This is a genomic window from Pseudomonas japonica (genome assembly GCF_900188455.1).
In the GTDB taxonomy this organism is placed as follows: domain Bacteria; phylum Pseudomonadota; class Gammaproteobacteria; order Pseudomonadales; family Pseudomonadaceae; genus Aquipseudomonas; species Aquipseudomonas japonica.
Map to the genome: position 1 here is coordinate 141,030 of NZ_FZOL01000011.1, position 24,599 is coordinate 165,628.

The window sequence follows — 24,599 nt, forward strand, 5'->3', positions numbered from 1 at the left end:
CCCGCCACGAAAATTCACCTATCTCCGACTTTCTTGTAGGCAATTTCCCAAGCATACTCCCCGCCCCCGCCTGGTGGTTGCGTACCTCGGAAACGCTGCCTAATCTCCGCCGGTCGTTGCCAAATCAACGACCGGATTAGCAGTCCGAACTACGAGTTCCCATCAGCAACCTGTCATGGCGGCTGTGCGTGGGGCACTTTCGAGTGCGCCGGGATTCTCGTAGCCCGGTCTGCTAACCCGCGTACAGTCGCCACCCATTCGTTTAGCAGCGATAGGTGGCCGATCCGCTTCCACTACGAGAGATCCGCCATGAAAAAACTTGTCCCCGATCCGCCCCCTATCCTCTGCATCAAACCCGGCCTCACCCATGACCAGGCCATCCGCCTCGCCGACGAGCACCTGAACAGCGCCCTCTGCGCCCTGAGCAAACTGCCCCTGCAATCCAGGCCCCGCGACCAGGCCTCGCTCGAAGGGGCGGAAATCGAGCTGCGCATCGGCCAGGCCCTGCTCAAGGTTGCCCAGGCCGAAACCACGGTCAGCGTGCCGGTCCTCTAGGTAACTGGACTGGCACTGTAGGAGCTGGCTTGCCTGCGATCGGCGGCGCAGCCGTCGTAAAACCGGTATCCACGGTGTGTCAGGTTCACTGTGGATTCAGGATTTACGACGGCTGCGCCGCCGATCGCAGGCAAGCCAGCTCCTACAACAACCATTGGCAGGCACGCCAATGCCTACAGCAGCCATTGGCAGGCACACCAACGCCTACAGCAGCCATTGGCAGGCAATGCCAACACCTACAACAACCATTGGCAAACAGGCATTCGTACAAATCGCCGCGCGGCATCTCCTTGAATCCCCTGCCCTTTCCCCGTCACACCCGCCCTACCTGTCATTTCTGCCAGTTGTGCGCCCCGCCTCACTGGCTCTTCAATCTGCTCAGCCCCTCGGCCCCCACAGGATTGGAGAACCCTCATGACCACCGATGAAAACACTCCCCTGAACCTCGACCCCGTCCTTATCCCCGGCATGATCATCCCGGTACAGACCGACGGTGCCGTCGGCGGGGTCAATTACAACCTGCTGCATGTCAACGAAGGTGGCCTGCTGGTCCAGGTCCAGCCCTACCTGAACATGGAGAGCGGCGACTGGGTCGAGGTGTTCTGGGGTGACCCCAGCGAGCCCGTAGCCGGCGAACTGGTCCTGCCGGAACATGTCGGCGAAAAGTTCGGCCTGTTCATCCCCTCCGACCGCATCGCCGAAGGCATCAGCGACGTCTGGGCCCGGGTCACCCGCTCCGGTGGCGGCAACGGCGGCGAATCGGTGCCCATCGGCATCCTCGTGCGCAGCGTGTTCCCCGGCGGCACCGACCCCGCCCCCGACCTACCCGGCCACCAGAACCTCCCTGCCCCGGAACCCGAACTGCCTCCCGGCGGCATCATCGACGAGGAAGCGGCCAAGAACGGCGTCAAGGTCACCATCAGCAGCTACCCCAACATGCGCGTCTTCGACCGCATCACCTTCAGCTGGGGCGGCGAGCTGCTGCAGCATGACGTGACCCAGGCCGAGGTCGACGCCGGTTCCCTGGAAATCCTGGTCACCGAAGAAACCATCCTCGCCGCCGGCGACAGCAACGAACTGGCGCTGGTCTACCGCGTGCGCGACGAAGTACACAACGTCTCCAGCGACTGGTCGCTGCGCACCATCATCCAGGTGGAAGTGGGCAAGGGCCTGTTCGACGCCCCGATCATCGAGAACCCCGACCCGACCGCCGATCCCTATGACGTGATCGACCTCGACGTGCTCGGCGACAACGACCTCCTCGTCGAGGTCCAGGCGCCCATCAACGGCCTGTTGCAGGTCGACGACGTGGTCGCGCTGACCTGGATCGGCACCACCGCCCAGGGCGAACCGGTGCCCGTCGAGCTGCCCGAACAGACAGTGGTCCGCATTCCGGTGACCCTGAAGTTCTATATCCCCAACGCCGACGTGATTCGCCTGGGCCGCGGACGCTGTGTCGCCTCCTATGCCGTGACCCGCGACGGCAGCTCGGCCGGTCCGTCCAAACGCACCTTCGCCACCTTCCTCGGCGAAGAACAGCGCCTGCCCAAGCCCATCGTCAGCGATGCCGTCGATGGCGTGCTCGACCCGGGCCTCGATGGCACCACGGTGGTGGTGCCTGGCGACGCGCTGGAAGCCGGCAACTATGTCCGGCTGGTCTGGCTCGGCACCCGCGCCAACGGCAGCCCGCTGCTGCATGAAGAGCAACGCCCGGTCAGCGGCAACGAGGCCGGCAAGCCGATGACTTTCAGCATCCCCGCCACGGCGATCGCACCGCTCGATGGCGGCACCCTCAGCGTCTACTACAGCGTGGAAAAAAGCCTGGACCTCAAGCTTGAGTCCGAGCGCGAACACTTGACTGTCGGCGAGGCCCGCGATCAGTTGCCGCCACCCTTCACCCGCCCCGCAGCGGAAGACGGCGTGCTCGACCCCGAGGACCTGCCGGCGTACCTGCAAATCGTCATCCCGCCCTGGCCAGGAATGCACGACGACCAGACCGTGCATGTCTTCTGGCGTGCCAGCGTTGGCCTGGATTACTACGATTTCATCCCGATCAGTGCACCGCTGGTGGGCCAGGAAGTGGTATTCCATCTGGACCGGACGCATGTCGAAGCCAACCTCGGCGCGGAGGTCGAGATCAGCTACCGGGTGGAGACTCCGGGCGAAGTGGACCAGGTGTCCGAGCCTGCCATTTTCATCATTGACACCCAGGAAGAGACCGACGAAGGGCCGTTGCGGATCATGGGTGCGCGTTTCAACCCCAATACCTGGCGCGGACCGACCATGCCACGGATTCTCAGCGCCCTGCATGACCAGAGCTTGACGCCGATGCGTGTGGCCTGGCGCTACGAAGACAGCGAGCGCTGGACCGTCGCCAGCGAATGGTTCGACGACAAGCCCGGGTTGAAGCTCTATGCACGAAGCAGCAGCGAGACCTGGGAGTGCCGGGCGCTGAACATCGTCGGCAACGGGGCCCATATCAATGGAGTTGACGAAGCAGCCTTCGTCGCCATGCGTGATGAAGTCATGGACGGTGCCGAGGTGGTGGTCGATATGGTTGCCTGGGGTGATCCGGACTATGGCGGCAAACTGGACCCCGCCCTGATCGCACTCGAGAACGTCGTGGAAATCTCCTCAAGCGGCTATGCCTTCGCAGCACGCCTGCGCACTGGCGACCTGGCCTGCTGGGGGAACCCAGATTTTGGGGGCATGCCAGCCATGAACCATGGCGATTTCGTCCAGGTCAGAGGCAGCCTGTGGGGGTTCACAGCACGCAAACGCAACGGCGATTTGCTCGCCTGGGGCAAATCACCAATCGTCCCCGTGCCAGAGGAAGCACTGCAGCATAAAGACTATGTCGACCTGCAGAGCACACCCCATGCGATAGCAGCACTGCGCCAGAGTGGTCATGTGGTCGCCTGGGGTGATCCGAACAACGGCGGACAACTGCGCCAGGGACAGGAACGGTTCGACGACATCGTTCAGGTGATGGGCAACCTGGGCGCCTTTGCTGCGCTGCGCGACCTTGGCGATGGAGGAAGTGTCATCGGCTGGGGAAACGGCCTCTACGGTGGCCTGGTGCCAGAGGAAATCGCCCGGCTCACCAATGTCCGACGGCTCGCCGCGACTACCGGCGCTACCTTTTGCATCCTTCTCGAAAGCGGGGAAATGAAGGCCTGGCCGCCTAACCAGGTCGGCGGCGATATACCCGAAGACATCGCCCGGCTGACCAATGCAGTGGAGGTCAGCTCTACTTCACTGGCCTTCTGTGCACGGCTGAGAACCGGTCAGGTAGTAGCGTGGGGACACGAACCCACGGGCGGGAAGTTGAGCACTGAAGCGGCAGGCAAATCGAACATCGTTCAGGTCACAGGCAATTTTGGTGCCTTTGCCGCCCTGTGCAGCGATGGCACGGTAGTCACCTGGGGGCGGGACGATTGCGGTGGTAACAGCTCCGCTGTCTCGGACAGGCTGACGGATGTGCGGGCCATCTATGCCAACGCCTGTGCCTTCGCCGCGCTGACCGCGGATGGCCGCGTGGTGACCTGGGGTACGCCTGGCGGTGGCGGCAACAGCAGTCCTGTACAACCGGAACTCACCGGCCACGTCACCGCCCGGCGCCTGCTCTCCCCCGGTGAAACCGAAGCGCTGGCGGCCAGTGCGCGGGCGCTTCGTCGCCGTCGTCGGTAGGCGCTGGCTTGGCTGCGATCGGCATGGGGATCTACACATCTCTGAAAACCTGGCGGAAACCGCATCAAGGCCGCCAGGTGCCTGTCTTGAGTGTTGTAGCGCCTGTGAGATCGAGCGCCGCCCGCGCGGCGCATCGCGAGCGCGCTCGCTCCTACATTTTTTGCAACGTGCCATGGCCTGTGAGAGCGGAGTTGCCAGCCTTTGTTGCCTGGCGATTCATCGCGGGGAGGCTGTTGGGGTCGACGCGATACCGCGTCGTACACACAAGGCGGTCAACCATGGCGTGACAGACATAGGCACGTTGCAACAAATGTAGGAGCGAGCGAGCTCGCGATGCGCCGCGCGGGCGGCGCTCGATCTGGAGGGCGCTGCAAGGCTCAAGACAGGCACCTGGCGGCCTTGATGCGGTTCCCGTCAGGTTTTCAGAGATATGTAGATACCCATGCCGATCGCAGGCAAGCCAGCTCCTACAACAACCATTGGCAAACAGGCATTCGCACAAATCGCCTCGCGGCATGTCCTTGAATCCCCAGCCCTTTCCCCGTCACGCCCGCCCTACCTGTCATTTCTGCCAGTTGTGCGCTCCACCGCTCTGGCTCTTCAATCTGCTCAGCCCCCTCGGCTTCGACAGGATTGGAGAAGCTCATGACCACCGATGAAAACGCACCCCTGAACCTCGACCCCATCCTTATCCCCGGCCTGATCGTCCCGGTACAGACCGAGGGCGCCGACGGCGGAGTCAATTACCACCTGCTGCACGTCAACGAAGGCGGCCTGCTGGTGGAGGTCCAGGCGTACCTGAACATGCAGGCGAACGACTGGATCGAGGTGTTCTGGGGCGACGAGTCCTCCCCCGTAGCCGGCGGCCTGGTCCTGCCGGAACATGTCGGCAACAGGTTCGGCCTGCTCATCCTCCCCGACCGCATCGCCGAAGGCATCAGCGACGTCTGGGCCCGGGTCACCCGTTCCGGCGGCGGCAACGGCGGCGAATCCCCGCCCCTGGCGGTGCTGGTGCGCAGCGTATTCCCCGGCGGTACCGATCCCGAACCCGATTTGCCCGGCCACCAGAATCTGCCCGCCCCCGAGCCGGAACTGCCACCCGGCGGCATCATCGACGAGGAGGCTGCAAAGAACGGCATCAAGGTCACCATTGCCCGCTACCCCAACATGCGCGAGTTCGACCGCATCACCTTCAGTTGGGGCGGCGAACTGCTGCAGCATGACGTGACTCAGGCCGAGGTGGACGCAGGCTCGCTGGAAATCCTGGTCACCGAGGACACCATCCTCGCCGCCGGCGACAGCGACAACCTGGTGCTGGTCTACCGCGTGCGCGACGAAGTGCACAACGTCTCCAGCGACTGGTCGTTGCGCACGGTCATCGAGGTGGAAGTCGGTCAGGGCCTGTTCAACGCACCGATGATCGAAAACCCCGATCCGGACGCCGATCCCTACGACGTCATCGACCTCGACCTGCTCGGCGACGACGACCTGATCGTCAGCGTCTACGCCGATCCCGACGGCAAGTTGCAGATCGACGACGTGGTCAGGCTGACCTGGGTCGGCACCACCGCCCAGGGCGAAACCATCACCGTCGAGCCGCCGGAAAAGACCGTGACGCGGATTCCCATCAACCTGGAATTCCCCATCCCCAATGCCGATGTACGCGCCCTCGGCCGTGGCCGCGCGGTGGCCTCCCACCGGGTGACCCGTGACGGCAGCGATGCCGGGGCCTCGAAACGCACCTTCGCCACCTTCCTCGGTGAAGAACAGCGCCTGCCCAAGCCGACGGTGCCCGATGCCGTGAATGGCGTGCTCGATCCGACCCTCGACGAAACCACGGCGATCGTTCCCGGTGACGCCCTGGAAGCCGGCGACACGGTGATCCTCACCTGGTTCGGCATCCGCGCCAACGGCACACCGCTGGTGGAGAGCATTCGCCGCCCGATCAGCGGCGGTGGCGCCGGCAAGCCGCTGAGCATCACCATCGACGGCGCCAGCCTCATCGCCCCGCTGGATGGCGGCACCCTCAGTGTCTACTACCGGTTGATCAAGGCCTCGGGGATCGAACTGGATTCCGACCGCGAACAGCTAGACGTCGGAGAAGCCCGCGCCGAGCTGCCAGCCCCCTTTACCCGCCCGGCGGCCGAGGACGGCATACTCGATCCCGAGACCCTGCCGGGCCAGCTGGAAATCGTCATCCCGCCCTGGCCGGGCATGGCCGGCGGGCAGACCCTGTACGTGATCTGGAACGCCAGCAGCGGCCCGCACTTCGACGATTTCATCCCGATCAGCCCGCCCATGGTGGGACAGGAGGTGGTGTTCGTCCTGGACCGTGCCCATGTCGAGGCCAACCTGGGCGCGGACATCGTGCTGTCGTACCAGGTCGAACGGCCGGGCGAACCGACCCAGGTATCCGAAGCCGCCCGCTTCGGCATCGGCAGGCAAGAGCAGATCGAGAGCGGACCGGTGCGGATCATGGGGGCACGCTGGAATGTCGGTACCTGGACCGGAGCTGGAAAACCGCGAATGATCAGTGCCCTGCATGACGACACGCTCCAGCCCATGCTGGTCGGCTGGCGTTACGAGGACAGCGAGGACTGGACAGCGGCGACCACCTGGCTCGATGAAAAGCCCTGGTTGAAACTCTACGTGCGCAGCACCAGCGAAACCTGGGAATGCCGCCCGGCCAACATCGTCGGTAACGGTATCCAACTCAATGACCTGGGCAAATCGGCGTTCGTGGCGATGCGCGACGAGGTCATGGGTGAACAGGGGATCGAAGTCGACATGGTCGCCTGGGGTGTGGACGACTACGGCGGCAAACTGACGCCCGCCCTGCAGGCGGTCGACAATGTCGCCGAGATCGCTGCCGGCAGCGGCGCCTTTGCCGCCCGCCTGCGTGACGGCAATATCGTCTGCTGGAAACTGGAGGGATATGGCGGCACACCAGGGACGGTCTACGGCGACTATGTCCAGCTCAGGAGTGCGGGTAGCGGGTTCGCCGGGCTCAAGGCGGACGGCGAGATCTTCAGCTGGGGCCCCACCGGTACACCGGTTCCGGACCGGGTTCTGGCACACCGTGACTACATCGAGATATGCGCAGGTGGCGGCGGTTTCGTCGCTCGTCGCAAGAGCGGGCATGCGGTGGCCTGGGGTACTGACCATGGCGGCGGACAGATGCTGCCCGGACAGGATCAGTTCGATGACATCGTTCGCGTCGTCGGCAATGGCGGGGCGTTCGCCGCACTGCGCGACAACGGCAGTTCCAGAAGCGTGATTGCCTGGGGCACCCCGGCCACCGGTGGCATGCTCCCCGAAGACATCGCCCGGCTGACCAACGTCAAGGACATCGCAGTGGCGAACAACGAGTTCTGCGTCCTTCTGGACACCGGGGAACTCAAGGTGTGGCCCGACACATCTCCCGCGAACAACCCGCCACATCTGCAGGGCATCGTGGAGATCTCCGGCAGCCATCACGCCTTCTGTGCCCGACTGGATACCGGGCGCATCGTTGCCTGGGGCAGTGGTCTGCACGGCGGCAGCATGACCAACGAAGCCAAAGAAGCGACGAATGTGGTCCAGGTGACCGGGAACCTGATGGCGTTCGCCGCCTTGCGCAGCGATGGCACGGTGGTCGCCTGGGGTAACAGCAACTGCGGCGGCAGCACCGCCAGTGTCGCTGGCCAGTTGGTCAATGTCCGCGCGATCTATGGCAACCTCAGCGGCTTCACCGCGCTGACCCGCGATGGCCGGGTCGTGACCTGGGGCGTGGCGGGAGGCGGTGGCAACAGCGACCACGTCCGACACGAGCTCACCAACAAGGTCACCCACAGTCGCCTGTTGCCGATGGCCGAGGCTGAAGCCGTGCTTCATCGAGGTACACCGGGGAAATGAAGCGCCGCGCTTGTGGGTAGAGGCGCGAGCTTGCTCGATCCTCTACCCACAAGCCCTCACCCCGCGCGCAAATACCGCACCAAGCGCCCGAGCATTTCATCGCACCCGTGCAACTGCTCCAGGCTGACGAACTCGTCCGGCTTGTGCCCCTGGTCCATGCTCCCCGGCCCGCAGACCACGGTGGCAATCCCCGCCTGGTCGAACAGGCCGCCCTCGGTACCGAAGGCCACGGTGCCGAAGTCATCCGAACCGCTGAGCAGCGCCAACAGCCGCGCCGCCTCGCTGTCGGCCGGTGTGGCCAGGCCCGGATAGGCACTCAGCGGGCGCAGGCTGATGCCGGTGTCGGCCTGCACCGCTTGCATCTTCGGCTGCAACTCGGTCTCGGCGAAATGTCCCAGTTCGTCGGCCACGGCCTGCGCATCGAAGCCCGGCAAGGCGCGCACTTCGAAGTCGAACGCGCACTCCGCCGGCACGATGTTCAAGGCCCGCCCGCCCTGGATCACCCCGGTCTGCACCGTGGAGTACGGCGGATCGAAACGCGCGTCGTGCAGTGCCGGCGCGGCCAGGCGCGCGCCGATCTCGCCAAGCTTGCCGATCAGCCGCGCGGCATATTCGATGGCATTCACGCCATAGGGCGCATAGGCCGAATGGCAGGCCGCGCCGTGTACCTGGCAACGCATGGCCAGCTTGCCCTTGTGCCCGAGCACTGGCTTGAGTTCGGTGGGTTCGCCGATCAGGCACAGGGTCGGTTTGTGCGCGCGCTGCTCCAGCGCGGCGAGCATCGAGCGCACGCCGAGGCAGCCCACCTCCTCGTCATAGGAGAACGCCAGGTGCACGGGAATCCGCAGCGGTTCGGCGAGAAACGCCGGCACCGCGGCCAGCACCGAGGCGATGAAACCCTTCATGTCGGCGGCGCCACGGCCATACAGGCGGCCGTCCTTCTCGCTCATGACGAAGGGCTCGACGGTCCAGGCCTGGCCGTCCACCGGCACCACGTCGGTATGCCCGGACAGCACCACGCCGCCGCGATCCCGCGGGCCGAGGGTGGCGAACAGATTGGCCTTGGTGCCTTCCGCGTTGTGGAACAGCTCGCTGTCGATGCCGAATCCCGCCAGGTAGTCGCGGATGAAGCCGATCAGTTCCAGGTTGGACTCGCGACTGACCGTGGGAAAGGCGATCAGCCGTTCCAGCAGGTCGCGACTGCTCATCTCACTCATCGCCCGGCACCCCGTAGCTCGGCGCCGTGGTGGGGTCGAGGGCGCGGGTCACGTAGTCCTGCATCTGCGGCCGATAGGCCTGCCACAGGGCATCGAGCTGAGCGATCGGATCGGCGTCGGCCCAGTCGACCCGCAGGTCCACCAGCGGCCAGGTCAGTTCGCCGGCCACCTTGAGCGCCGCCGAATGCACCGGCCCGGCTTCGCCACCGGCGGCCATGGCCGCGTGCATGGCCGCCAGCAGGCGGTCGGCGAGGTGCCCGTGGGCCTGCTCGAAGGCCTCGACCATGGCCTCGATCACCTGCACCCCGGACAACAGGTTGCCCGCCGCCGCGCATTGCTCGCCGGCCACCGCGTTGTGCACGCCGAGGGCTTCCTGGCCGGTGAACAGGGCCACCGTGCCGTGGCTGTCGATCACCGTGACCTGGCGATATTCGCTCCAGCCATTGGCGCCGAGCACCCGGCTCAGGGCCTCCCGCGGCGGGATCTGCTCGCGCTCCAGCAGGTCGAGGATCTGCGGGCCGAGGGCCGGCAGGGTGATGTTCTGCGTCGAGACCGCGCCGACCCCGGCGCGTACCCACGGGCAGCGCGCGCCGACGGCGATGCTGGACGAACTGATGGCGATACCGACCTGGCCGGTTTCCGGGCAGCGCCCGATGATGGAAAACGTCATGTACTGCTCCCTGAAAACAGTCGAGAAAAAGGAATGTTCAGCCGCGCAACTGGAACCAGGTGGTCTTCAGCTGGGTGTACTTGTCGAACGAATGCAGCGACAGGTCGCGGCCGAACCCGGACTGCTTGCCGCCACCGAACGGAATGGCCACGTCCAGCGCATCCACGGTGTTCACCGACACCGTGCCGGCCTTCAGCGCCCGGGCCACGCGGTGGGCGCGGTTGAGGTCATCGCTCCAGACCGAGGCGGCAAGGCCGTAGACGCTGTCGTTGGCCAGCTGGATGGCCTGCTCTTCGCTGTCGAAGGCACTCACCGCCAGCACCGGGCCGAAGACTTCGTCCCGGGCCAGGCGCATGTCGTTGTCGACGCCGGCGAAAATGGTCGGTTCGATGAAGTTGCTGGAGCCGTTGAAGGTCAGCTGGTGTCCGCCGCACAGCAGGCGTCCGCCCTCCTCCCGGGCCTGCTCGATGGCCCTGACGATGCGCGCGGTCTGCTCGCCGTCGACGATGGCCCCGGCACGGCTGGCCGGGTCCAGCGGATCGCCGGGCAGCCAATTGCGCGCCTTGGCCAGCAGGCGTTCGATGAACTCGTCGTGGATCGAACGCTGCACGTACAGCCGCGAGTTGGCCGAGCACACCTCGCCCTGGTTGAAGAAGATGCCGAAGGCGGCCTTCTCGGCGGCCAGGTCGAGGTCCTGGCAGTCGTCGAAGATCAGGTTCGGGCTCTTGCCGCCGCATTCCAGCCAGACCTGCTTGAGGTTGGACTGCGCCGAATAGCCCATGAAGTACTTGCCGACCTGGGTCGAGCCGGTGAACACCAGGCAGTCTACGTCCGGGTGCAGGCCGAGGGCGCGACCGGCGCTTTCGCCGAGGCCCGGGACCACGTTGAGCACGCCTTCCGGCAAGCCGGCTTCGAGGGCCAGCTGGCCCAGGCGCAGGGCCGAGAACGGCGATTGCTCGGCGGGCTTGAGCACCACGCTGTTGCCGGCGGCCAGGGCCGGGGCGAGTTTCCACGCGGCCATGTCCAGGGGGAAGTTCCACGGCACCACCGCGGCGACCACGCCGAGGGCTTCGCGGGTGATGGTGGCCAGGGCGTTGTGCGCGGTGGGCGCGACCTGGTCGTAGAGCTTGTCGAGGGCCTCGCCGTACCAGGCGAAGACCTGGGCCGAGCCGGGCACGTCGATGTTGAACGCATCCATCACCGGCTTGCCCATGTTCAGCGAATCGAGCAGGGCCAGTTCCTCGCGGTGGCGCATGATCAGCTCGGCCAGGCGCAGCAGGACCTTCTTGCGCTCGCCCGGCGCCATGCGCGCCCAGGGGCCGTGCTCGAAGGCCTGGCGGGCGCTGGCCACGGCCAGGTCCACTTCCGCCTCGCCGCAGGCGGCAACCCGGGCCAGCAACTGGTTGGTGGCGGGGTTGATGGCGTCGAAGGTGGCGCCGGACTGCGCGGCGATCTGCCGGCCGCCGATCAGCGCCTTGTCGATGAATGCCTGTTGCGCAGCCTGTCGCTGCCAGTAGCCGAGGTCTTGCACATGCTCTCCCTGAGGACCGTCATGCGGCCCGTTTGTTGTTGCTGTTCGGGCAGATGGTGCGGGACATGGGGCGGCGGGAAAACGATGAAATATGTGGTTGGGACATAGGAAAAAAGTGGCCAGCCTGATGGCGAACATCCCGCTGTGGGCGCTGACTTGCCCGCGAAATACTCGTGGGAACGTGGTTTACCCGCGAATGACTCGTAGGAGCGTGGCTTGCCCGCGAAAGGACTGCGTAGCGGTCCCATTACGGTATTGCACGGAAGCGGGACCGCTGCGCAGTCCTTTCGCGGGCAAGCCACGCTCCTACAAGTCCGTTCGCGGACAAGCCACAAGCAGAGCGCCGCCTGACCCCTTCGCCTTTTTATCGGCAATCCCCAGCTAATTACTATTTTCGCGAAATCCCCCACATCCCTAGTCTGGCTCCAGGCAACGGCGGTTCGACGACCGCCCTGAACAAGAACGCCTACAAGACAGGGCATGCACATGACACTCAACACTCTCGAAATCGATACCCTCGTGGTCGGCGCCGGTCAGGCCGGTGTGGCCATGAGCGAACACCTGAGCAAGCTCGGCGTGCCGCACCTGGTGCTGGAGCGCAACCGCATCGCCGAAGCCTGGCGCAGCGGCCGCTGGGATTCCCTGGTGGCCAACGGCCCGGTCTGGCACGACCGCTTCCCCGGCCTGGAATTCGACCTCGACGCCGACGCCTTCGCCGGCAAGGACCAGGTCGCCGACTACTTCGAAAACTACGTGAAGAAGTACAACCTGCCGATCCGCACCGGTGTCGAGGTGAAGAAGGTGGTGCGCAACGCCGACCGTCCCGGTTTCACCATCGAAACCAGCGAGGGCACCATCCGCGCCAACCGCGTGGTGGCCGCCACCGGTCCGTTCCAGCGCCCGGTGATCCCGGCCATCGCGCCGCGGGACGACAAGCTGCACCAGATCCACTCCGCCGCCTACTACAACCCGCAGCAACTGCCGCAAGGCGCGGTGCTGGTGGTCGGTGCCGGCTCCTCGGGGGTGCAGATCGCCGACGAGCTGATGCGCGCCGGACGCAAGGTCTACCTCTCGGTGGGCGCCCACGACCGTCCGCCGCGCAGCTACCGCAACCGTGATTTCTGCTGGTGGCTGGGGGTGCTCGGCGAGTGGGACGCGGAAATCGCCAAGCCCGGTCGCGAGCACGTGACCATCGCCGTCAGCGGCGCCCGCGGCGGCCATACCGTGGACTTCCGCGCCCTCGCCCACCAGGGCATGACCCTGGTCGGCCTGACCGAGTCGTTCCATGACGGCGTGGTGCGTTTCCAGGACAACCTGGCGCAGAACATCTGTCGCGGCGACGAAAACTACCTGGCCCTGCTCGACGCCGCCGACGCCTACGTCGCCCGCAACGGCCTCGACCTGCCGGAAGAGCCGCAGGCCCGCGAGCGCCTGGCCGACCCGGAGTGCATCACCCGGCCGATCCTCGAACTGGACCTGGCCCAGGCCGGCATCACCTCGGTGATCTGGGCCACCGGCTACGGCCTGGACTTCAGCTGGCTGGCGGTGGACGCCTTCGATGCCAACGGCAAGCCGAAGCACCAGCGCGGCGTGTCCAGCGAGCCGGGGGTGTACTTCGTCGGCCTGCCATGGCTGTCGCGCCGGGGCTCATCGTTCATCTGGGGCGTGTGGCACGACGCCAAGCATGTCGCCGGGCATATCGCCACCCAGCGCACCTACCTGGCCTACCGCGACAAGGACCAGCGCCAGGGCGCCGCCCACCACCAATCGTCTGAAAAAGCCAGTCTCATGGGAGTCAACTGATGGCAACGCATACCCGCATCCGCATGTTCAACACCAAGGTCACCTACCCCAACCAGACCCTGGACAACGACCTCTGCCAGGCCGTGCGCGCCGGCAACACCGTCTACGTGCGTGGCCAGGTGGGCACCGATTTCGAGGGCAACCTGGTGGGCCTGGGCGACCCTCGGGCGCAGGCCGAACAGGCGATGAAGAACGTCAAGCAACTGCTGGAAGAGGCAGGTTCGGACCTCTCGCACATCGTCAAGACCACCACCTACATCACCGACCCGCGCTTCCGTGAGCCGGTGTATCGGGAAGTGGGCAAATGGCTGAAGGGCGTGTTCCCGATCTCCACCGGGCTGGTGGTGGCCGGGCTGGCGCAGGCGGAGTGGTTGATGGAGATCGATGTGATCGCGGTGGTGCCGGAGCAGGAGTAAGTCACATTTTCGGGGCTGCTTTGCAGCCCTTCGCGAGCGAGCTCGCTCCCACAGAATCACCCTTACCTTGTGGGAGCGAGCTCGCTCGCGAAGGGCCGCGAAGCGGCCCTATCCCCGGATCCACTCCTGCGACGTTCTCTGGCCTCATCCCCTTTGGCCTCCTCGCTTTTCCGCAAATTGGCTATTCGGCCCACCACCCGCCGCGTTTAAGGTGTTCTCCATTCCCAACGCATCACCCACGGAGCCACCGCAATGAGCAATCGAATCGAATGGGCCAAGCACGCACCGGACGCCTACAAGGCGATGATCGGCCTGGAGCAGGCCCTGGCCCGGTCGGGGCTGGAGAATTCGCTGCTGGAACTGATCCGCCTGCGCGCCTCGCAGATCAATGGCTGTGCCTATTGCGTGAACATGCACGCCAATGACGCGCGCAAGGCCGGCGAGACCGAAGCACGCCTGCAGACCCTCAGCGTCTGGGCCGATACCGACTATTTCACCCCACGGGAAAAAGCCGCGCTGGCCTGGGTCGAAAGCCTCACCCGTCTGCCGGAAAAACACGCGCCGCAGCATCAGTACGACGCGCTGCTGGAGCATTTCTCGGCCAGCGAAGTAGTCAACCTGACCCTGGCCATCGCCACCATCAACGCCTGGAACCGCTTCGGCGTCGGCTTCGCGATGATTCCCGCCTAGTGCCCCACCGCGGCGAGGCGCTGGCGGTAGCTGCCCGGGCTTTCGCCGGTCCACTTCTTGAACGCCCGGTGAAACGCGCTGGGCTCCTGGAAGCCGGTCTGCGCGGCGATCTCGGCGACGCTGAGGTCGCTGTCGCGCAGGCATTCGAAGGCCATGGCCCGGCGCACTTCGTCCTTGATCTGCTGGAACGAGCAGCCTTCGCGCTCCAGTTGCCGGCGGAAGCTGCTGGCACTCAACCCCACTTCTCCCGCCAGGCTCAGCAGGGTCGGCCACTGGTCGTACTCGCGCTGGCGCAGGTGCCGCCAGACCCGCGCCGCCAGGCCATTCTGGTTGCGCCAGCGCACCACCAGCCCCTGGGGCGCGGTGCGCAGAAAGGTCTTCAGCGCGCCGAGGTCCTGCACCACCGGCAGCTTCAGGTAGTCGGCGGCGAACTCCAGTTCGGTGCGCCCGCTGCCCAGTTGCAGGTTCGGCCCCCAGAGCAGGGCATCGTCTTCCAGGCGCACCCGCGCATCGGTCAGTTCGGTGCGGTCGATGGCGATGCGCCGCCCGCCCAGCCAGCACAGCAGGCTGATCACCAGGACCAGCAGGGTTTCCTCGGCGTAGACCCGGCGCAACGGGTCGTCGATGCGCGACCGCAGGCTGATCACCGCGCGCTGGCCGCGCAGGCTGAGGGTCCCCTCGACATCCCGCAGGAACAGGCTGAAATACCCCAGGCACTGCTGCAGGGCTTTTTCCAGCGTCGGCTCCTGGATCAGCCCGCGGCAGATCAGGGCGAAGCTGCCCAGGGGCATGCCATGGCTGTCGAGGTTGAAGAATTCGTCGTCGAGGCTTTCGATGAGCACCAGCCACAACCGCGCGAACGCCGTCGCCGGCACGCGCGCGCTGCTGTCGTCGAGCACCGCGGGATCGATGCCGGCCTGGCTCAGCGCAGCCGCCGCCCGCGCCGGCTGCTCGCGCAGGGCGTAGAGCATGATGTGGACGAAATACACCGCGACCGAATCGTTTTCCCGCATGACAATTCCGTAGACGTCGCCCATACATTGCAAAAAATGACAGGCTGGCTGGACAGTTAAGGCATAGGCCCGCGAACGCCGGTTGCCTAGACTCGACGGCATCCCGGACGTGACCGGGCGCCATTCTCGCAGAGCGGGGGGTGCCTGGCCACGCCTTCACCCATTGGAGTGGATCATGAACAGCAACGATATCTATGTAGTCAGCGCCGTGCGCTCGCCCATCGGCTCCTTCGGTGGTTCGCTCAAGGACCTGCCGCTTGCCGATCTCGCCACCCAGGTCACCCGCGCCGCGCTCGAACGCTCCGGTGTCGCGCCGGAAAAGATCGGCCATGTGGTCATGGGTACCGTGATCCCCACCGAGGCCCGTGACGCCTACCTGGGCCGGGTCGCGGCGATGAACGCCGGGATTCCCAAGGAAACCCCCGCCTTCAACGTCAACCGCCTGTGCGGTTCCGGCCTGCAGGCCATCGTGTCCGCGGCGCAGACCCTGCAAGTGGGCGACGCCGAAGCAGTGCTCGCCGCCGGCGCCGAATCCATGAGCCGCGGCCCGTACCTGCTGACCCAGGCCCGCTGGGGCGCGCGCATGGGCGACATGAAGAGCATCGACTACATGCTCGGCATCCTGCACGACCCCTTCGAAAGCTTCCACATGGGCATCACCGCGGAAAACGTCGCGGCCAAGCACGGCATCACCCGCGAGATGCAGGACGAAGTGGCGATCACCAGCCAGCAACGCGCTGCCCGCGCCATCGCCGAGGGCCGTTTCGACAGCCAGATCGTCGCCATCGAAGTGCCTGGGCGCAAAGGTCCGGTGCAGTTCAAGGTCGACGAGCATGTGCGCGGTGAAGTCAGCGCCGAGCAACTGGCCGGCATGAAGACCGCCTTCAAGAAAGACGGCAGCGTCACCGCCGGCAACGCCAGCGGCCTCAACGACGGTGCATCGGCACTGGTCCTGGCCACCGGCGCGATGGTCGAGCGCGAAGGCCTGAAGCCCCTGGCGCGCCTGGTGGCTTACGCCCACGCCGGCGTCGAGCCGGAACTGATGGGCCTGGGCCCGGTTCCCGCGACCCAGAAAGTGCTGGCCAAGGCCGGCCTGACGGTCGCCGACCTCGATGTCATCGAATCCAACGAAGCCTTCGCCGCCCAGGCCTGCGCCGTGTCGAAACTGCTCGGTTTCGATCCGGAGAAGGTCAACCCCAACGGTTCCGGCATTTCCCTCGGCCACCCGGTCGGCGCCACCGGCGCCATGATCGCCACCAAGGCCATCCATGAACTGCAGCGCATCCAGGGCCGCTATGCCCTGGCGACGATGTGCATCGGTGGCGGCCAGGGTATCGCCGTCCTGTTCGAACGCGCTTGAAGGAAGACAACCACATGAGCATTACCACTATCGCTGTGATCGGCGCCGGGACCATGGGCAACGGGATTGCCCAGGTCTGTGCCGTCGCTGGCTACCACGTGACCCTGGTCGACGTTTCCGACGCCGCGCTTGAGCGTGGCGTGGCCACCCTGCGCAAGAACCTGGAGCGCCAGGTCAGCAAGCAGACCCTGCAGGCCGACCAGGCCGCGGCCGCGGTCGGACGCATCCGTACCAGCACCGACTACGCGCTGCTGCAGGACGCCCAACTGGTGATCGAGGCGGCCACCGAGAACCTTGAGCTGAAGAAGCGCATTCTTCAGCAAGTGGCGGCCAACGTCAGCGAAACCTGCGTGATCGCCACCAACACCTCGTCGCTGTCGGTGACCCAGCTGGGCGCCGCCATCAGCCACCCGGAACGCTTCGTCGGCGTGCACTTCTTCAACCCGGTGCCGATGATGGCCCTGGTCGAAGTGATCCGCGGCCTGCAGACCAGCGACGCGACCTATGCCGCGGCCATGGCCCTGACCGGCCAGGTCGGCAAGACCGCGATCACCGCCGGCAACCGTCCAGGCTTCGTGGTCAACCGTATCCTCGTGCCGATGCTCAACGAGGCGATCTTCGTGCTCCAGGAAGGTCTGGCCAGCGCCGAGGACATCGACACCGGCATGCGCCTGGGCTGCAACCAGCCGATCGGCCCGCTGGCCCTGGCCGACCTGATCGGCCTGGACACCCTGCTGGCGATCGTCGAGGCCTTCCACGAAGGCTTCAACGACAGCAAATACCGCCCCGCGCCGCTGCTCAAGGAGATGGTCGCGGCCGGCTACCTGGGTCGCAAGAGCGGCCGTGGTTTCCACGTCTACGAGTAATACGCCATGCCCAAGACCTGTGCCGATCGCTGCGCCGACTATGAAGAACGGCGCGAGAAGGCCCTCGAACTGTTCGCGCTCAAGGGCTTCGGCCAGGTCAGCATGCGCGAGCTGGCGGCCCATGTGGGACTCACCGCCGGCTCGCTCTACCACCATTTTCCGAGCAAGCAGCACCTGTTGTTCGATCTCATCGAAGAACTCCACGAGGAGCTGCTTGCCACCCTGCAACCGGTCGCCCGCGGCAAGCCCGGCACGGTACACCTGTCGGCGGTGATCCGCGCGCACTGGGAGCTGCACGCCGAACGGCCATTGCAGTTCCGCCTGGCCGAACGCGACCTGTGCTGCCTGACCGACGAGCAGCAGGCGCAGATCGCCGCGATGCGCCGGGAATACGAGCATCGCCTGCTGCAGTTGATCGCCCCGGCGACGCGCCTGAGCGGCGCCGCCCTGGAAACCGCCACCCAGGTGGTGGCGAGCATGCTCAACAGCCTGCCCGGCTGGCTGCAGAACTCCGCGGCGAGCCAGGCCCAGCGCCTGGCCCTGATGGAGAGCATGCTGCTCGGCGCGATCGAGCGGACGCTGCCGGAGTGCGTCAGCTCGGCGGCGTGACCGCACAGTCCATTTCTCTACCGCTCGTAGGAAAATTTACTTTCCTCTATTGCCCATCTCCAAGTCATCGTCTAGACCTTGAACACCCCTTTGCCAATGATGGCCTATTGATTTCGCCCGCGGTGTCGCCGCTGGCACTTCAATCCGGAGAATGGACTTGAACCGCATCGACATCCTCATCGTCGTGGACGTGACCGGCGCGCTCGCCGCCGGCACGCTCCAGGGCAGCGTCTATCTGGTGGACAGCAACAAGTACCTGGGCTCCTGGCAGGAAGGCCAGAGCACGCTCAATACCGTGTGCCAGGACGGCCAGACACTGACCTGGTCGGTGACCCCGGTGGACCCGGGGGATGCCGTGGCCATCGCCGGCTTCTCCGGGACCATGGTCGCCAACCACATCTGCGTCCCCAGTCAGGACCCCTTTCTCGGCAACACCGTGTGGAACGGCCTGGTGCAGACCCAGGGCGCCTACGCCAGCTACCCCTATTCCGTCAGCCTGTCCATGGACGGCACCACCCTGAGCTTCTCCAGCGCACTGAAGGTGGTGTGACGAAACCGGTTTCACTCACGCAGGAAGCACCACGATGGCAAATCAAATCTATGTACTGGTAGTGGTCGACGTCGAAGGCGCACTGGCCAGCGGCGACCTGGGCTCGAACGTCTACCTGGTGGACACCAACAAGCACTTCGGCTCTTCCAGCGAAGGTCAGGAAGAGCTGATCACCAACTGTACCGACGGGCAGATCGTGATCTGGTCGGTCAGCCCGATCAACCCCGGCGACGACGTCGAAATCACCGGCTTCAGCGGGCAGATCATCCAGCAGAAGATCTGCCAGCCGCAGCAGTCGACCCTGGTCAGCGGCGAAACCGTGTGGTCCGGCCGCGTCGAGTCCCAGGGCGCCACGGCGCAATACCAGTACAGCTGCACCCTGTCGTTCGACGGCAAGGCGATGACCTTCGACCCCTACCTCAACGTCACCGGCTGATCCGCCACGGAGGTATCACCATGCTCGCACCCGATGTCAACGACACCCAGGACCGACTCACCGACGCCTATTCGAACGTCGTCGGCCTGGACAGCTTCGCCGTGAGTTGCGAAAGCATCCGCATCGCCACCATCCCCGACGAACCGAGCTGGCTGCCGGCGGTGGCGGTGGAAGTGCAGCAACTGGACAGCGCCGCCGACGCCTGGCAACTGGACCGCGCCGATATCTGGGCACCGGTGCTGCTCGCCTTCGAGAACTACTACGCGATGTTCACCGGCGTCGCCGGGTTGTCGCCCAGCAGCAACAACGATGCCGCGTTCTGGATCAAGCTGCTTGGCGAAACCCTGCTGCCCCAGGTCAACCAGAGCCTGGCCGCGACCCAGGCCGCCGACGTGGCCCTGAAGCAGCGCATGGCGGCGTTCAGCGCGGTGCTGCCGGCGATGAACAAGTCCATCGAGCAGGGCTGGAACGCCCTCGGCGACGAAGAACAGCAGATGCTGCAACTGACCGAGCAACTGGGCGAGCTGGTGGATTCGGTCGAAGCCCTGGGCAGCAGCATGACCAGCCAGGACATCGCCACGGACAAGGGCATCGCCCAGTCCGCCGTGTCGCTGCTGTACGAGGTCGGTTCCGCCGGCGCCGAAGCCACCGTGCCGATCGCCGGCATGGCCATGGCGGTGCTGAGCATCGGGGAGAGCTTCTACAACCTGATCGCCGATGACAACCAACTGATCGCCACCATGAACCAGATCAACGCGATCAAGGCGCAGTTGTCCGACGAGGCGCTGGGCGTGGCCCTGACCAAGTCCACGCTGCAGACCCTGTACCGCGTCGAGGGTCAGTTCCTGGTCCTGCGCGATGCCCTGCCGGCGCTGGTCGACCTCTGGATCACCCAGCAGGCCAAGACCCAGGACGCCATCGACGCCCTGCAGGCCGGGGCCCAGCCCGACCAGTACCTCGACCTGCTGACCCTGCCCCAGGCCCTGGCCGCCTGGACCTCGATCAACAACTTCGTCACGCAGTTATCGAAGACCGACATCAGCGTCGGCGAGCCCGTGACGATCGACATCAGTTCGGCCACCGTTCGGCCAACCTTTGCGAACTTCATGCGCAATTGAAGGACCTCCCGCGTTTCCCCCCTACCAGAGGATATTCATGATGAATGTTGCCCTGACCGACCCGAGCAATACGACCCAGGCCCCCGACACCCTGAGCGGCAATACCAGCGTTTCCTACAACGCCGCGCAGTTGATCACCTTCGCCTGCCATGCCGTGGTCAACACCGTTTTCATCTCGCCGACGCCGCAGCCGAGCTGGTTCGACAGCCTCAATGCCGAACTGGGCGTGGCGCAGACCCTGTCCCAGCAATGGATCGACACCCTTGGCCCGCAGGTGACCAAGACCATTCCGCTGCAGGTGATCAATTTCGGCTCCGACTTCACCGCCGCGACCAATGCGATCCTGCAGATCGTCCAGCAGAACCCCACCGCCTCGGGGGCCGACAACCCCTACGTGATCGAGGTGCAGACGATCATCGAGCAGACCCTGCTGCCGCCGATCCAGGCGGTGATCGACCAGATGACCCAGACCACCACGGCGCTGACCACCTGGGGCGACCAGATGCAGGCCGCGCACAACAACCTGGTCAGCGGTGCCACCAATATCCAGAGCGCGGAAACCCAGCTGACCGCCGACATCAACCAGATGAACGCGGCCATCACCGCGCTGAATGCCGAGATCCAGCAGGAGAACAAAGCCATCGCCGCCTCGGCCGCGGGCATCGGCGTGGGTATCTTCGCCCTGGTGGTCGGCGTTGCCCTGGCCCCGGAAACCGGCGGTGCCAGCCTGCTGGTGGGCGGTGCCATCGGTGCCGCGGGGATCATCGGCGGCGGCGTGACCTGGGGTGTGATGCAGAGCAAGATCAACGACCAGTTCAACCAGATCGCCGCCGACCAGCAGGAACTGGATGACGACCAGCGCCAACTGGTTGCCCTGCAGGGCCTGCAGATGGCCTCCGATGGCGCGGTGGCGAGCCTCGAACTGGCGACCCAGAGCCTGTCGCGACTGCAAACCCAGTGGGCGACCTTCCAGGGCGAACTGCAGGGTGTGGTCACCCAGCTGCAGGCCGCCGACCAGCAACTCTCGACCATTACCGAAGGGGTCTTCACCCAGGCGGCGGTCACCGAGTGGGATCAAGCCATCGTCACCGCCAACAGCCTGGTCAACGCCCAGGTGCCGATCGAGTCGCAGACCCTGCCGATGTAACGAACGCGGGTTACCAATGGCCGTAGGAGCTGGCTTGCCTGCGATCGACGGCGTAGCCGTCGCAAACCCTGAATCCGCGGTGCTCCTGGCGCACCGTGGAGACTGATTTTACGACGGCTGCGCCGCCGATCGCAGGCAAGCCAGCTCCTACGGGTTCAGCACCAGTTCACTGCAACAGGAGTGCTCCGATGAGTTTCGATGCTACCCAGACCAACCAACAGATCAGCGACTCGGTCGGCAGCATGCTGCTGCTCAACTCGTCCTGCCAGGCATTGATCGAGGCGTCGATCGCGCCCTCGGACTCGCCCTGGTATCCGGTGCTCGACCAGGAACTGGGCCAGGCGGAAAACCTTGTGGTTGGCTGGCGCCAGAACGGCTTCCTGTATTTCCAGACCCAGATCCTGGCCCAGACCGCCGCCTGCGCCGAGGCCTTCCTTGCCGCGCAGCCGGCGCTGGACAAGGCCTTCGCCCAGTTGCAGGTGCAGTTCGACAGCACACTGCAGGCCAGTATCGTGGCCCAGCTCAATGCCCTGGAGGCACCGGTGCAGGCCATGATCGAGGCGATCGACCAGTACACCGACCGTCTCGGCACCTTCAACAGCCAACTGGCCGTGCCCTATGCCGCGATGAACCGCAGCATCGCCCAGATTCAGGCCCAGGAGGCCGATATCCAGGCACAGATCACCACCATCAATGCGCAGATCGCCCAGCTGCAACAGCAGGTGCAGAGCGACCGGCAAGCCATCGCCCAGGCCCAGGCGAAGAAAACCAGCGGGTTGGTGGAAACCATTTTCGGCGTGCTGCTCACGCCCTTCACCGGCGGTATCTCGCTGATCCTGGCCGGGATCGGCGTAGCCAGCATCGCCCAGGCCGAGGAACAGATTTCCAGCCTGCAGAACAGCATCGCCCAGTACCAGAGCACCATCGCCAGCGACCAACAGGACCTGTCCAGCGATCAGCAGCAGGTCGCCACGCTGAACGGCTTGAGCATGAGCCTGGCGCTGGTGATCGGCGATGTCACCGACATGACCAGCGCCCTCGATGCCCTGAATGTCAGCTGGCAGGTGCTGTCCGGCGAGCTGGGCAACGCCGCCAGCGACGTCGCCCAGGCCGAGAACGCGCAGCAGGCCCTGGTGGCCCAGGTGTGGTTCGACGCGGCGTGCAATAGCTGGCAGGCGATCGCCGGGTTCGTCGCCAACATGCAGGCCAACAACGCGCCGCAGCCGAACCTGGTCAGCATCGGTCAGTGATCAGGCCGACGGATGAGCGTGGATGACCCGCTGCCGGTCGGCCTGGGGTCGATTGATGAACAGGGCGTCGAGCAATGGGCTGTCGGAGTGCAGCGCGGCATTCCAGTTGGCCGAGAGGTGGATGTAGCGGCGCCGCAGCAGGGCCATTTCCACCTCCTCCAGGCCGTGCCCGGAGCGCTGGGCCAGCAGCTTGGCGGCGATCGTGCGCAACTCCTCGGGCAGCGCCAGGTCATCGCTGTCCGGCACGGGATCGAACGGCACCCCGGCCTCAAGCGCCAGCGCGTGCATCAGGCGCAGATAGACCAGCGACAGCTCGCCACGCACCCGGCGCTCACCGCGAATGCGCACGCGCACGCGCTTTTCCCGGTACAGATCGCGCTTGGGCAGGAACGGCTGGTCGACGCTTTCGCTGTCCAGGTACAGGCGCAGGCCGAGTGCTTCCCAGGCCTGGCGCTGCCGTTCCAGGCAGGCACTGGCCTGGCGCCAGGCCTGTGACTGCTCCAGCGCCAGCGCGGCGGGTTCGGTGCTGCTGAACGGTCGCTCCAGCACCAGCACCTCGTCGTCTTCCGTCCGGTAGCCGCCACCGATATCGCAGTGATCGCCGGGCAATGCCAGGTCGACATCGGTGCCGACCAAGGGGAAGTTCACCCGCCATTCGTCCGCCGCCACCAGATGCACCCGGTGCCGGGCCAGCCCGGCCGGCAGTTGCGTGCGCAGGCCGTCGAAGTCCGCATTGGCGGCGCTGAAATTGCCCTTGAGCGGGGCCATGATGCTGGCCACGGTATCGAACAGGCCGACAAAGTTGAGCCGCAGCGGATGCCCGCCACAGGCCTGGGTCAGCGCCTGCAGGTCATTGGCCAGGTGCCGCGCCGCCGCCGCGCCGCGACTGAAGCCGAACAGGTCGACTTCGACGGCCGCGATGCGCACGCCGGGGTTGGCGTCGAGCAGGCGTCGCAGCGCCTCGCCGACCTCGGCCGGCACCTGCGCGACCCGCGCCGCCACACCGCTGGCGCCGCGTCCGCTGGCCTGGGCCATGAGGTCGTCGGCCGCGCCGCGGGCGGTACCGACGCCCTCGATGTACAGCGCCAGCGAGGCCCGGCGGGCGGCGCTGGGAATGCCTGGCGATTGCCGATAGAGCGCGAACAGCCGCGCCACGTTGCTCTTGCCCATGGCGTAGCTGCCCTGGGGTCGCGACTGCGCCGCGCCCAGTTCGCTGTTGTGCAGGTTGAGCCCGGTGCCATCGAAGAACAGGCCGAGATGCAAGGTCAGTGTCGGATTCATGACGGTTCCTTGTGTGTTGAGGACAAGGAACCGATCGGATCACCCGGCAAAAAAACCGGATATAAGAAGAGTTACGGCAGTTTGTAGGAAGGGTCTGACGCTAGCTGAGCAATGCCTGAATCTGCTCGCGCAGGCTGTCGAGGTCGAACGGCTTGGCCAGGATCGGCGCGCGGAACGCGATGGGGCTGCCGGATTCGCGGATTTCCGCCGGGTAGCCGCTGATGAAGATCACCTTCAGGTCCGGTCGCAGCTTGACCGCCGGCTCGGCGATATCCACCCCGGAAATCCCGCCCGGCAGGCGGAAATCGGTGACCATCAGGTCCAGGTGCGGTTTGCTGGCGAGGATTTCGAACGCCTGCGCGCCGTCCTCGGCGAGCAGCACGCGGTAGCCCTCGCCCGCCAGGTAGTCATTGAGAACCATACGGATCACCGGCTCGTCCTCGACGACCAGTACCACATCTTGTGCATCTACGCTCATGCCAACGCCTTGATTCGAATTCGTT

General features: G+C 65.6%; 20 protein-coding genes. 14 read left to right on the top strand and 6 right to left on the bottom strand.

Annotated features, from left to right (window positions below; all coding sequences use genetic code 11):
- Positions 1 to 309 precede the first annotated feature (309 nt).
- The 3 genes from CHB99_RS15395 to CHB99_RS15405 all read left to right on the top strand — a co-directional run bounded on the left by CHB99_RS15395 (position 310) and on the right by CHB99_RS15405 (position 8,139).
- Positions 310 to 555, top strand: coding sequence for a hypothetical protein (locus tag CHB99_RS15395; RefSeq protein WP_042130196.1), 246 nt, complete (start codon positions 310 to 312; stop codon positions 553 to 555).
- Positions 556 to 969: 414 nt separating this feature from the next.
- Positions 970 to 4,245 carry an RCC1 domain-containing protein gene (locus tag CHB99_RS15400; protein WP_042130199.1) on the top strand — a complete coding sequence of 1,092 codons (3,276 nt, stop codon included), beginning with the start codon at positions 970 to 972 and terminating at the stop codon, positions 4,243 to 4,245.
- Positions 4,246 to 4,890: 645 nt separating this feature from the next.
- The gene (locus CHB99_RS15405) at positions 4,891 to 8,139 is read left to right on the top strand and encodes an RCC1 domain-containing protein (RefSeq protein WP_042128371.1); all 3,249 of its coding nucleotides are present in this window, start codon (positions 4,891 to 4,893) and stop codon (positions 8,137 to 8,139) included.
- Between the two features lie 56 nt (positions 8,140 to 8,195).
- Here CHB99_RS15405 and argE read toward each other — a convergent pair whose 3' ends face one another.
- Genes argE through CHB99_RS15420 form a run of 3 tightly spaced genes read right to left on the bottom strand, consistent with a single transcriptional unit; the run spans position 8,196 to position 11,557 of the window.
- Positions 8,196 to 9,356 (bottom strand): acetylornithine deacetylase, encoded by a 1,161-nt coding sequence (gene argE, locus CHB99_RS15410; protein WP_042128373.1) that lies wholly within the window; start codon positions 9,354 to 9,356, stop codon positions 8,196 to 8,198.
- A complete protein-coding gene (locus CHB99_RS15415) occupies positions 9,349 to 10,026 on the bottom strand; it encodes a DUF1028 domain-containing protein (protein ID WP_042128375.1) in 678 nt (225 codons plus the stop codon). The genes argE and CHB99_RS15415 overlap by 8 nt, the downstream gene beginning before the upstream one ends.
- Before the next feature lie 37 nt (positions 10,027 to 10,063).
- Positions 10,064 to 11,557 carry an aldehyde dehydrogenase gene (locus CHB99_RS15420; RefSeq protein WP_042128376.1) on the bottom strand — a complete coding sequence of 498 codons (1,494 nt, stop codon included), beginning with the start codon at positions 11,555 to 11,557 and terminating at the stop codon, positions 10,064 to 10,066.
- A gap of 486 nt (positions 11,558 to 12,043) precedes the next feature.
- Between CHB99_RS15420 and CHB99_RS15425 the strand changes: the two genes are divergently transcribed.
- The 3 genes from CHB99_RS15425 (at position 12,044) to CHB99_RS15435 (ending at position 14,466) form a co-directional block, all read left to right on the top strand.
- Positions 12,044 to 13,360 (top strand): flavin-containing monooxygenase, encoded by a 1,317-nt coding sequence (locus CHB99_RS15425; RefSeq protein ID WP_042128439.1) that lies wholly within the window; start codon positions 12,044 to 12,046, stop codon positions 13,358 to 13,360.
- Complete coding sequence (locus tag CHB99_RS15430; RefSeq protein WP_042128378.1) at positions 13,360 to 13,776, top strand: RidA family protein; 417 nt, start codon at positions 13,360 to 13,362, stop codon at positions 13,774 to 13,776. The genes CHB99_RS15425 and CHB99_RS15430 overlap by 1 nt, the downstream gene beginning before the upstream one ends.
- Before the next feature lie 252 nt (positions 13,777 to 14,028).
- Positions 14,029 to 14,466 (top strand): carboxymuconolactone decarboxylase family protein, encoded by a 438-nt coding sequence (locus CHB99_RS15435; RefSeq protein ID WP_042128380.1) that lies wholly within the window; start codon positions 14,029 to 14,031, stop codon positions 14,464 to 14,466.
- Here CHB99_RS15435 and CHB99_RS15440 read toward each other — a convergent pair.
- Positions 14,463 to 15,479, bottom strand: a complete 1,017-nt coding sequence (locus tag CHB99_RS15440) for an AraC family transcriptional regulator (RefSeq protein ID WP_042128382.1) — start codon at positions 15,477 to 15,479, stop codon at positions 14,463 to 14,465. The genes CHB99_RS15435 and CHB99_RS15440 overlap by 4 nt on opposite strands.
- 175 nt (positions 15,480 to 15,654) lie before the next feature.
- On the opposite strand from CHB99_RS15440, the gene CHB99_RS15445 reads away from it, so the two are divergent.
- The 8 genes from CHB99_RS15445 to makE all read left to right on the top strand — a co-directional run bounded on the left by CHB99_RS15445 (position 15,655) and on the right by makE (position 22,815).
- On the top strand, positions 15,655 to 16,839 hold the full coding sequence (locus tag CHB99_RS15445; RefSeq protein ID WP_042128384.1) for an acetyl-CoA C-acyltransferase family protein: 1,185 nt from the start codon (positions 15,655 to 15,657) through the stop codon (positions 16,837 to 16,839).
- A gap of 14 nt (positions 16,840 to 16,853) precedes the next feature.
- Positions 16,854 to 17,705 carry a 3-hydroxybutyryl-CoA dehydrogenase gene (locus CHB99_RS15450; protein WP_042128386.1) on the top strand — a complete coding sequence of 284 codons (852 nt, stop codon included), beginning with the start codon at positions 16,854 to 16,856 and terminating at the stop codon, positions 17,703 to 17,705.
- Between the two features lie 6 nt (positions 17,706 to 17,711).
- Complete coding sequence (locus tag CHB99_RS15455; RefSeq protein ID WP_042128387.1) at positions 17,712 to 18,314, top strand: TetR/AcrR family transcriptional regulator; 603 nt, start codon at positions 17,712 to 17,714, stop codon at positions 18,312 to 18,314.
- Positions 18,315 to 18,471: 157 nt separating this feature from the next.
- Entirely contained in the window at positions 18,472 to 18,864 is a 393-nt protein-coding gene (gene makC / locus CHB99_RS15460) for an alpha-pore-forming tripartite toxin MakABE regulator (protein WP_042128389.1), read from the top strand.
- A 34-nt stretch (positions 18,865 to 18,898) separates the two neighbouring features.
- Complete coding sequence (gene makC / locus CHB99_RS15465; protein WP_042128391.1) at positions 18,899 to 19,300, top strand: alpha-pore-forming tripartite toxin MakABE regulator; 402 nt, start codon at positions 18,899 to 18,901, stop codon at positions 19,298 to 19,300.
- Positions 19,301 to 19,320: 20 nt separating this feature from the next.
- Entirely contained in the window at positions 19,321 to 20,418 is a 1,098-nt protein-coding gene (makB, locus tag CHB99_RS15470) for an alpha-pore-forming cytotoxin subunit MakB (protein WP_042128393.1), read from the top strand.
- Between the two features lie 40 nt (positions 20,419 to 20,458).
- The gene (gene makA, locus CHB99_RS15475; RefSeq protein WP_042128395.1) at positions 20,459 to 21,565 is read left to right on the top strand and encodes an alpha-pore-forming cytotoxin MakA; all 1,107 of its coding nucleotides are present in this window, start codon (positions 20,459 to 20,461) and stop codon (positions 21,563 to 21,565) included.
- Between the two features lie 188 nt (positions 21,566 to 21,753).
- Positions 21,754 to 22,815, top strand: coding sequence for an alpha-pore-forming cytotoxin subunit MakE (gene makE, locus CHB99_RS15480; RefSeq protein ID WP_042128398.1), 1,062 nt, complete (start codon positions 21,754 to 21,756; stop codon positions 22,813 to 22,815).
- Here the strand turns inward: makE and CHB99_RS15485 are convergent, their stop codons facing one another.
- Together CHB99_RS15485 and CHB99_RS15490 are read right to left on the bottom strand one after the other, a co-directional pair.
- On the bottom strand, positions 22,816 to 24,096 hold the full coding sequence (locus tag CHB99_RS15485; RefSeq protein ID WP_042128400.1) for a T6SS phospholipase effector Tle1-like catalytic domain-containing protein: 1,281 nt from the start codon (positions 24,094 to 24,096) through the stop codon (positions 22,816 to 22,818). It abuts the gene before it with no gap.
- 100 nt (positions 24,097 to 24,196) lie between these two features.
- A complete protein-coding gene (locus tag CHB99_RS15490) occupies positions 24,197 to 24,574 on the bottom strand; it encodes a response regulator (protein WP_042128402.1) in 378 nt (125 codons plus the stop codon).
- Between the last annotated feature and the right edge of the window lie 25 nt (positions 24,575 to 24,599).

What these genes read in the sequence shown, in the direction of transcription:
- CHB99_RS15395 (WP_042130196.1), top strand. Translation starts at nt 310, where the DNA reads ATGAAAAAACTTGTCCCCGATCCGCCCCCTATCCTCTGCATCAAACCC.
- CHB99_RS15400 (WP_042130199.1), top strand. Translation starts at nt 970, where the DNA reads ATGACCACCGATGAAAACACTCCCCTGAACCTCGACCCCGTCCTTATC.
- CHB99_RS15405 (WP_042128371.1), top strand. Translation starts at nt 4,891, where the DNA reads ATGACCACCGATGAAAACGCACCCCTGAACCTCGACCCCATCCTTATC.
- argE (WP_042128373.1), bottom strand. Translation starts at nt 9,356, where the DNA reads ATGAGTGAGATGAGCAGTCGCGACCTGCTGGAACGGCTGATCGCCTTT.
- CHB99_RS15415 (WP_042128375.1), bottom strand. Translation starts at nt 10,026, where the DNA reads ATGACGTTTTCCATCATCGGGCGCTGCCCGGAAACCGGCCAGGTCGGT.
- CHB99_RS15425 (WP_042128439.1), top strand. Translation starts at nt 12,044, where the DNA reads ATGACACTCAACACTCTCGAAATCGATACCCTCGTGGTCGGCGCCGGT.
- CHB99_RS15430 (WP_042128378.1), top strand. Translation starts at nt 13,360, where the DNA reads ATGGCAACGCATACCCGCATCCGCATGTTCAACACCAAGGTCACCTAC.
- CHB99_RS15435 (WP_042128380.1), top strand. Translation starts at nt 14,029, where the DNA reads ATGAGCAATCGAATCGAATGGGCCAAGCACGCACCGGACGCCTACAAG.
- CHB99_RS15440 (WP_042128382.1), bottom strand. Translation starts at nt 15,479, where the DNA reads ATGCGGGAAAACGATTCGGTCGCGGTGTATTTCGTCCACATCATGCTC.
- CHB99_RS15445 (WP_042128384.1), top strand. Translation starts at nt 15,655, where the DNA reads ATGAACAGCAACGATATCTATGTAGTCAGCGCCGTGCGCTCGCCCATC.
- CHB99_RS15450 (WP_042128386.1), top strand. Translation starts at nt 16,854, where the DNA reads ATGAGCATTACCACTATCGCTGTGATCGGCGCCGGGACCATGGGCAAC.
- CHB99_RS15455 (WP_042128387.1), top strand. Translation starts at nt 17,712, where the DNA reads ATGCCCAAGACCTGTGCCGATCGCTGCGCCGACTATGAAGAACGGCGC.
- makC (WP_042128391.1), top strand. Translation starts at nt 18,899, where the DNA reads ATGGCAAATCAAATCTATGTACTGGTAGTGGTCGACGTCGAAGGCGCA.
- makB (WP_042128393.1), top strand. Translation starts at nt 19,321, where the DNA reads ATGCTCGCACCCGATGTCAACGACACCCAGGACCGACTCACCGACGCC.
- makA (WP_042128395.1), top strand. Translation starts at nt 20,459, where the DNA reads ATGAATGTTGCCCTGACCGACCCGAGCAATACGACCCAGGCCCCCGAC.
- makE (WP_042128398.1), top strand. Translation starts at nt 21,754, where the DNA reads ATGAGTTTCGATGCTACCCAGACCAACCAACAGATCAGCGACTCGGTC.
- CHB99_RS15485 (WP_042128400.1), bottom strand. Translation starts at nt 24,096, where the DNA reads ATGAATCCGACACTGACCTTGCATCTCGGCCTGTTCTTCGATGGCACC.
- CHB99_RS15490 (WP_042128402.1), bottom strand. Translation starts at nt 24,574, where the DNA reads ATGAGCGTAGATGCACAAGATGTGGTACTGGTCGTCGAGGACGAGCCG.